We start from the raw sequence: 629 nt of genomic DNA on the forward strand, positions 1-629 counted from the left end.
CCCGCAGATCACGCCATCTGGCTGGTCATTGGTCTGGCCTTGTTTCGTCACATGCCCATGTGGCAGGTGGTGCAAGAGATGGCCTTGACCCTTGAGGGGCAAGAGTTACCGGCTCCCAGCAGCAGCGTGCAGGCTCGCCAGCGGCTGGGCTCGCAACCCTTGGAGCACTTGTTTGCACTGCTCACGCAGGCCTGGGCAAGATCGCATCCCGTGCATGAAGATCGCTTGCGTGTGCTGGCCGTCGATGGGGTGGTCTGGTCTGCGCCCGACAGTGCAGACAACCGCCAGGTGCTGGGAAGCGGCAAGACACAGTACGGCCCCCAGCCCTGGCCCATGGTTCGGGCCGTATGCCTGCTGGACACAGATAGCCACGAACTACTGGATGCGCAACTGGGTGACTACACCCAAGGAGAATTGACACTGGCCGCCCGATTGCGCGGCCTGGATCACTCCATCACCTTGTTTGACCGCGCGTATTTCTCGGCGTCGTTCCTGCTCAACTGGCAGGGCGCAGGCGAGCAACGCCACTGGCTCATGCGGGCCAGAGACAACTTGCGCCATGAGGTCGTGCAATGTCTGGGCGCGGGCGACTGGTTGATTCGCATGCCCATCTCGCAGCGTGCCAGGAA

1 protein-coding gene is annotated in these 629 nt (G+C 62.5%); it reads left to right on the forward strand.

Going from position 1 to position 629, the window contains the following annotated elements:
• On the forward strand, nucleotides 1–629 hold a 629-nt coding region (locus tag ACYVOC_RS18860), incomplete at both ends, for an IS4 family transposase (protein WP_461162784.1).

This window comes from Simplicispira piscis (assembly GCF_054783455.1).